The 2011-nt window shown below is 63.3% G+C and carries 3 protein-coding genes; 2 read left to right on the forward strand and 1 reads right to left on the reverse strand.

Going from position 1 to position 2011, the window contains the following annotated elements:
• Window positions 1–150: 150 nt before the first annotated feature.
• Entirely contained in the window at window positions 151–885 is a 735-nt protein-coding gene (locus tag EOA24_RS35785) for a polysaccharide deacetylase family protein (RefSeq protein WP_127256237.1), read from the forward strand.
• On the opposite strand, the gene EOA24_RS35790 is transcribed toward EOA24_RS35785, so the two are convergent.
• Complete coding sequence (locus EOA24_RS35790) at window positions 876–1313, reverse strand: MarR family winged helix-turn-helix transcriptional regulator (protein ID WP_126083107.1); 438 nt, start codon at window positions 1311–1313, stop codon at window positions 876–878. The two genes, EOA24_RS35785 and EOA24_RS35790, sit on opposite strands and share 10 nt — an antisense overlap.
• A gap of 142 nt (window positions 1314–1455) precedes the next feature.
• Between EOA24_RS35790 and EOA24_RS35795 the strand changes: the two genes are divergently transcribed.
• Window positions 1456–1863 carry a hypothetical protein gene (locus tag EOA24_RS35795; protein ID WP_126083108.1) on the forward strand — a complete coding sequence of 136 codons (408 nt, stop codon included), beginning with the start codon at window positions 1456–1458 and terminating at the stop codon, window positions 1861–1863.
• Window positions 1864–2011 lie beyond the last annotated feature (148 nt).

Here is a 2011-nt window from a genome sequence, read left to right on the forward strand (position 1 = left end):
GGACAAGGCGCGCGAATGGCTGGCGGCGCGCAGCCCGAAAAAGGCGAAGCTGAAGCTGCTGCAGGGCAGCTTGGGCTGACACTTTCGTCAACAAGCTTGACACAACCGGGCGTTATGGCGGCCAATCGGGATCGCAACCGAGTTTTGCGAATGCCGCTTCGTTATATCCTGCCGTTCCTGCTGCATGTCGCATCGCCCGCCTCGGCCGCCGATCGCACCATCTACCTCACTTTCGACGACGGTCCGCTGAACGGTACAGCCAACATCCTCGACGTGCTGCAGGCCGAGCAGGTGCCCGCAACTTTGTTCATGGTCGGCATGCATGTCGAAGCCAATGCTACCAGCCGGGCGCTGTTGCAGCGGGCGAAATCGATGCCGCTGGTGACGATCGGCAACCACAGCTACAGCCATGCCTATAATCACTACCGGCATTTCTACGGCGATACCGAGGGCGTGGTCGCCGACATGCTGCGGGCCAATGTTGTGCTCGGGCTGAAGCCGGCCGTGCATGCGCGGCTGCCCGGACGCGACGTGTTCCGGCTGCCCAATTACTCGAAGGACGACAATTCGCTCGGGCTGGCCGAGGCCGGCCGCGAGGATCCGGACTACGAATTCGTCGCGGCCTCAGGCTTCTGGCTTTACGGCTGGGATCACGAGTGGGTGCATGAGGACAGCGGCAAGCCGGTTCAGAGCGTCGACCATCTGGTCAGCGAGATCGACCATTTGTTCGGTTACGGCCATTTCGCCAGGCCGAACAAGCTGATCCTGCTCATGCATGACGAGATGTTCCAGGACGCTTTCGACGGCAAGACGAAGCTGACGGCCCTGATCACGGCGCTCAGACTGCGTCACTACGCTTTCGGGGCGATTGCGGGCTACGACTGAGGCGCCTCGGCGTTCCGCCTGAGCATCGCGAGCACCTCGGCGAATTCGGCCAGCCTGTCTTCGGGAATGCCGGCCCGCAGCCGCTTGTCGAAGTCGACGGCCGCAAGACGCAATTTCTCGAACAGCGCTTCGCCGAGCTCAGTCAGCGCCACCTGGTGGACCCTGCGGTTTTCGGGATCGCGGCGGCGCGTCAGCAAGCCCTGCGTCTCCATGGCGTTGAGGTGATGCGTCAGCGTCGCGCCCTGGATGCCGATCATGCCGGCAAGCTCGCGCTGGTTGGCCAGCTCCTTCGACTTGACCGACAGCAAGGTCAGCCAGACCGGCAGCGTGCCGCCGGCCTCGACCAGCGCGGCATCGAAGGCCTGCGCCACCACTTTCGAGGTGCGGGCGAGGTTCATGCCGACGGGCGGGCGGTCAAATGGTGTCATGACGTGACAGTAGAGCATGCAATGAGAACGTGAAACTCAGCTTTACGAATTGACATCTAATCGTTAGATCTCTAACTTTGTCTTATTGATGGCGTCGCGACATGGCAGCGACGTGCGGCGGGCGACAGAGAGGAATGCGGTCATGCAATATGTCTATATCGTCGTCATCGGCCTGCACGTCATGGCCGGCGTGTTCTGGGCCGGCACGACCATTGCGGTCGCCCGCGATCCGGAGATCAAGGCGGAGCGCTTCATCCGGCCGCAGCTCGGCGCCTCCGGCGTGGTGTTCCTGACCGGCATACTGCTCTGGTATTTCTTCCATGAGGGTGCATTCGGCCCGATGGAGAAGGCGCTGGCGCTCGGCATTGTGACGGCGCTGATCGCCGCCGGCGTGCAGGGCGCGCTCGTCGCCTCCGCCAGCCGGCAACTGGCTGGCGCCGATCAAGCGACGCAAACGCAACTGCGGGCCAAAATGACCAGGGGCGAACGCATCGCCGGCGGGTTGCTGGTCATCACGGTGTTTTGCATGGCGACCGCCAAGCTTTTCTGAAACCGCACGGCCGGCAAAACCGACCGGGCGCGGCGCGCAACGGACCAGAGCGGCAGGTGGCTCTCCTTGCAAAGGTCCGTTGCGCGTCACCAGCCGGCTGGCGTGACAGCAAGAGCAGGCGGCTAAGCCATTTCGGGGCGTCTGGAGG

The sequence above is a fragment of the Mesorhizobium sp. M2A.F.Ca.ET.039.01.1.1 genome, assembly GCF_003998035.1.
Classification (GTDB): Bacteria; Pseudomonadota; Alphaproteobacteria; order Rhizobiales; family Rhizobiaceae; genus Mesorhizobium.